Origin of the sequence: Dapis brunnea BLCC-M229 (assembly GCF_050015995.1) — a bacterium.
GTDB lineage: Bacteria > Cyanobacteriota > Cyanobacteriia > Cyanobacteriales > Microcoleaceae > Trichodesmium.
On sequence record NZ_JBNHEP010000163.1, the window covers coordinates 1 to 5855 of the forward strand.

At 42.0% G+C, this 5855-nt stretch carries 2 protein-coding genes; both read left to right on the plus strand.

The features are described from left to right. The first annotated feature begins 229 nt into the window (after window positions 1–229). The gene (locus ACP6PM_RS19055; RefSeq protein WP_426587369.1) at window positions 230–5584 is read left to right on the plus strand and encodes a trifunctional serine/threonine-protein kinase/ATP-binding protein/sensor histidine kinase; all 5355 of its coding nucleotides are present in this window, start codon (window positions 230–232) and stop codon (window positions 5582–5584) included. A gap of 68 nt (window positions 5585–5652) precedes the next feature. Continuing rightward, the coding region (locus tag ACP6PM_RS19060; protein ID WP_426587371.1) for a hypothetical protein at window positions 5653–5855 on the plus strand (203 nt) is incomplete at its 3' end.

Below are 5855 nucleotides of genomic sequence, written 5' to 3' on the forward strand. Positions count from 1 at the left end.
CTCTCCCCACACTTCTTTTAGATCAAAGGTAAAAAACCTACCCCTCTTCCCCCTCCTCCCCCTCTTCCCCCTCTCCCCACCCAATTTAGATATAGCATTGAGAAATGGTATTATTTCTTCCTATTCCCTGTTTTCAGGAGATGTCTAAGAGTTGGACTTTCCGAAAAAAATGAAGTACACTAGGCTTAATATTATAAAAATTAGACTCAAGGATAGACAAATACAGCCAATGATTGAGACAAAAACAATTAAAATAGGCAATTATCAATCGCTTGAACTAATTCACGAAAGCGATCGTACTCTGGTATATCGCGCTCAGAACGTAGAAAATGGACAACAGGTCATTATCAAATTGATGCGCAATCAATATCCCTCCTTTAGAGAATTGGTTCAGTTTAGAAATCAATATGCAATTAGCAAAAATCTAGAGATAGAAGGCATCATCAAAATCTATGGCTTAGAACGCTACGAACACCGCTACGCGATGATTATGGAAGATATGGGAGGCGTATCTTTAGCTGAGTATGAAGGAAAATCGTCCTTCTGTATCCCTGAATTTCTAGATATTGCTATTCAACTGTCTGAAATTCTACACCTACTCCACAATAACTCTATTGTTCACAAAGATATTAAACCAGCAAATATACTGATTCATCCAGAAACCAAACAAGTAAAATTAATTGATTTTAGTATTTCTAGCCTTTTACCGAAAGAAATCCAAAGCATTCAAACCCCCAATGTCTTAGAAGGAACCCTCGCCTATCTGTCGCCGGAGCAAACAGGACGGATGAATCGGGCAGTGGATTATCGCAGTGATTTTTATTCTCTAGGAGTCACATTTTATGAATTACTGATGGGAACTCTACCCTTTAGCAGTGATGATGCCTTAGAACTGATTCATGCTCATATGGCCTTCTCTCCAGAACCCCTGAGTGAGTCGGTGGTATTAGGCGGAGATTTATGTCTACCAACCCTCTCGGATATTGTCCTTAAGCTAATGGCCAAAAATGCCGAACAGCGCTATCAGAGTGCTTTGGGACTCAAATATGACCTGGAGAAATGTCGGATTCAATATCTGGAAACGGGAAAAATTGAACCATTTAAGTTGGGAGAGCGAGATATTTGCGATCGCTTCATTATCCCGGAAAAACTCTATGGGAGGGAAAAAGAAGTCCAAGCACTACTTGATTGCTTTGAGAGAGTGACATCCCCCCTAACCCCCCTTGGTAAGGGGGGAAGAGCAGAAATGATGCTAGTAGCGGGATATTCCGGTATCGGGAAAACTGCGGTGATTAATGAAGTCCACAAACCCATAGTGCGTCAGAGGGGCTACTTTATCAAAGGCAAATTCGACCAATTCAATCGCAATATTCCCTTGTCTGCCTTTGTCATAGCTTTTCGTAGTTTAATGGGGCAAATCTTTAGTGAATCTGATGGCGAATTACAAGAGTGGAAAACCAAAATCCTGGAAGCTGTTGGTAGTAACGGACAAGTTATGATCGAGGTCATTCCCGAACTCGAAAGGATTATTGGCTCTCAACCCCCCGTCCCCGATCTCTCTGGCAGTGCTGCCCAGAACCGCTTCAATTTAGTCATGGGTAAGTTTGTACGAGTATTCACCGCCCAACACCATCCTTTGGTTATCTTCCTTGATGACTTGCAATGGGCAGACTCGGCTTCTTTGAATCTATTGAAGTTGTTGATAGCAGAGACGGAAACAGGATATCTATTGGTGTTGGGAGCCTATCGGGATAATGAAGTTTTTCCTGCTCATCCTTTAATGCTCACCCTTGATGAGATTCAAAAACAAGGAGCGAATCTCAATACCCTGACCTTAGATCCCTTAAGTGCTTTAGATATTAACTATTTAGTTGCCGATACGCTGTTCTGTGAAGGAGAAGTGGCTCGACCCCTGTCGCAGTTAGTCTATGAGAAGACCCAAGGCAATCCCTTTTTTACGACCCAGTTTTTGCGAGGACTGCATGGGGAGGGTTGCATCACATTCGACTTGGATGCTGGGTATTGGCAGTGCAATTTGACCCAGGTGCGGCAGTTAGCCCTGACAGATGATGTGGTAGAGTTTATGGTGGGGCAGTTGCGGAAGTTGCCACAGGGAACCCAAGACGTTTTGAAGTTGGGGGCTTGTATTGGTAATCGTTTCGATCTGGCGACCTTGGCAATTGTCTGTGAGGAAAGCCAAGATGAGGTGGCAGCAGATTTGTGGTTGGCGTTGCAAGAGGGGTTGTTGATTCCCGAGAGCGAAACCTATAAATTCTTTCAGAGGGCAGATTTTGAGATTGAAGCAGCAATTGATATTGCTGTGAACTATCGTTTTCTGCACGATCGTGTACAACAGGCAGCTTATACCCTCATCCCAGAAGACCGAAAACAGAGAACTCATTTAACAATTGGTCGCTTACTTCTACACAATACATCTACAGCAGATTTAGATGACAAACTTTTTGATGTCGTCAATCAATTGAATAAAGGGAACGACTTAATTGTAGAGCAAAAGGAGAAACAAAAGCTATGCGAGCTGAATCTCCAAGCGGGACGCAAAGCAAAAGCAGCAACTGCTTATAAGGCATCCTCTAACTACTTATTGCTGGGAATAGGACTGTTAGAACCAGACAGTTGGAATCAGCACTATGAATTAACATTAGGATTGTATGAAGCGGCAACAGAGTCTGCCTATCTCAACGGTGATTTTGAAAAGATGGAGGAACTGGGCGATATTATCATCAAAAACTCTCGTACATTACTCGATACTGTCATCACTAATGAAATAAAAATTCAGGCACTCCAAGCCCAATCGCTCTTTCGAGAAGCGATTGATTTAGCTGTGGATATTCTGAAACAATTGGGAGTTCGTGAGTTTCCCGAAAAACCAGATCGTTCTCATACTGAGCTGTGGTTAGAGGAAGTCCAACGAAACTTAGGCGATCGCAGTCCACTCGAACTGCTAGACTTGCCTTTAATGACTGATGCCAATAAGATAGCAGCAATGCGAATTCTGGGCAGTATTGCAGTTGCGTCTTATATCACCAATCCCCTGCTGTTTATATTAATGGTCTTTGAGCGGGTGAATTTGTCTATTAACTATGGCCATGCACCTTTTTCAGATTTTTCTTATGCTGGTATGGGCTTGGTTTTGTGCGGCGTCTGGGATAAGATCGATTTAGGCTATCAATTTGGCGAACTGGCTATTGAGCTTGCTTTTAAACATACCACGCCTTATTCCGGACGGGCTATAAAAGTTGCCAATGCCCAAGTCAAACATTACAAAGAACCTATTAGGGACACCCTAAAAGGTTTCAAGACAGCTTATTCAATGGTGTTGGAAAGTGGCGATCTTGAATTTGTAGGCTACACAGCTTTACATTACTCGTTTCATTGCTATCTAAGCGGAAAGGAACTCTCAGAGCTAGATCGGGAATTATTAAGCTATAGCAAGGCTTTAGACGGGTACAAGCAATATTCTGCAAAAAATTACATTGATATCTATCGTCAAGTCACTCATAACCTATTGAAACGCTCTGAAAATCTTAGCTTGCTTGTGGGTAATGCTTATAACGAAGAAAAAATGCTGTCCTTTCACGAGGAAGCCAACGATCTGACAGGTTTATATTATATATATCTTAATCGAGGGATACTTTGTTATCTTTTTCAGGATTATGATAGAGCATTTGAGAGTTTGGAAATCGCAGAAAAATACTTGGGAGGAGCTGCTGGCACAATACTGATTCCTATTTTTCACTTTTATCGTTCTCTCGTAGCGATCGCTAAACTTGCTTTACAGCCAGAAACCGAGCACAAAAAACTGCTCGAAAAAATTATTGCAACAAGTCAAGAACGATTGAATCACTGGTCGAGTTATGCTCCTTCAAATTATTTACATAAATGCTGTCTTATTGAAGCAGAAAAGCATCAAGTAGTGGGCAATAAAACCGAAGCAATGGAAATGTACGATCGCGCTATAGTTGGAGCCAAAGAAAACGAATACATTCAAGAAGAAGCCCTCGCTAACGAACTGGCCGCTAAATTCTACCTCAATTGGGGGAAAGAAAAAATAGCCTGTACCTATATGCAAGAAGCCTATTATTGTTATGCCCAATGGGGGGCTAAAGCCAAAACCGACCAACTCGAAGAGCGCTATCCTCAATTCCTCTCTCCTATTCTCCAACAGCAACAATTGAGTTTTACTGCCAACAGTAAAATAACTACTCTCACTAAAGCAACAGTTTCCCAAACTAATACCTCCACTGGAGAATTGTTAGATTTAGCCACCCTAATGAAAGCCTCCCGCAGCCTTTCACAAGAAATCGACCTCAACCGCGCCATCGCCAACTTCATACAAATCATCCAAGAAAACGCTGGAGCTGAAACTGTTGCTCTCATGCTCTTTGAAGCAGATACTCTCATGTTAACAGCCTATACTACAAAAGAGGAAATGTCTGTAATAAGTATTCCTGTTGAGCAAAGTCACAATCTCCCCTTAACCCTCATAAATCGTGTGAAAAATACACGGGAACACCTCGTCCTAGAAAAGGCGACAGAAGACAACGACTATGGCCGAGATGACTACATCGAAAAGTATCAACCACAGTCTGTATTATGTCTACCTTTAATTGACCGAGGTCAACTCCGAGGCATCCTCTACTTGGAAAATAATCAAGTGAGTGGCGCATTTACCAGCGATCGCATCGAAATATTGAATTTGCTCTGTTCCCAAGCAGCCATTTCCCTGGAAAATGCTCAACTCTACAACAATTTAGAAATAAAAGTGCAAGAGCGAACTGCCGAACTATCCCAAGCTCTGGAAAACCTGAAACAGACTCAAAAACAACTGGTGGAATCAGAAAAAATGGCCTCCCTAGGAGGACTGGTTGCGGGCGTCGCCCACGAGATAAATACTCCAGTCGGTACAAGCATCACGGTAGCCTCAACCCTGAACGAGGAAACTCAAGCATTTGGGGAGGTCATAGCTAAAGGTCAGCTCAAGCGCTCTGTTTTAAACGATTATATAGAAACCTGCACTGAATGTACGCAATTGATTGTGGATAATTTACAGCGAGCGGGGGAATTGATTGGCAGTTTTAAGCAAGTAGCGGTGGATCAAACCAATCTAGAAATTCGCACCTTTGGCATCAAAGCATACTTAGAGGAAGTGCTAACTAGTTTAATGCCAAACATCCGACAACAGGGACATCAAGTGAACATCGAAGGAGATGAAAATCTAAAGATTACAACCTATCCCGGAGCATTGGCACAAATAGTCACCAACTTAACCAACAATTCTCTCGTTCATGCTTATCCAGATGGCCAAACCGGACAATTAAATTGGAGGATCGAATTGGCAGGAGAGACATTAATTATTGAATATACTGATGATGGTTGCGGGATTACAGAAGCAGAGCTTTCCCAAATTTTTGAGCCATTTTATACAACGGCCAGAAATCAGGGTGGAACGGGTTTAGGACTGCATATAGTTTATAATTTAGTAACACAAAAACTGCAAGGAACGATATGCGCAAACAGCCAACTCGGAGAGGGGGTAAAATTTACCCTCTCCATTCCTCAATAAATTAAATTTCCCCTCTCTCAAGAATTTGCCCCTATTTAATTGTATCTCCAACTTTGTCTATTAACCTTATGTGTAACAAATCAATCAAACCTGAACCCGACAAGTCTATTGATGACCTGATAATTTTAGAAGATGACGATCTGATCTTTTTAGAAGAGGAAAGTGAAGAGCAACACGATCAAGCCAGTCCTAGCAGTTGGAAAATTCTTGTTGTAGATGTATCCACTCAATATGATGGGGTAGGGAATGATTATAACTGCCAAGAGCAACT

What these genes read in the sequence shown, in the direction of transcription:
- ACP6PM_RS19055 (WP_426587369.1), top strand. Translation starts at nt 230, where the DNA reads ATGATTGAGACAAAAACAATTAAAATAGGCAATTATCAATCGCTTGAA.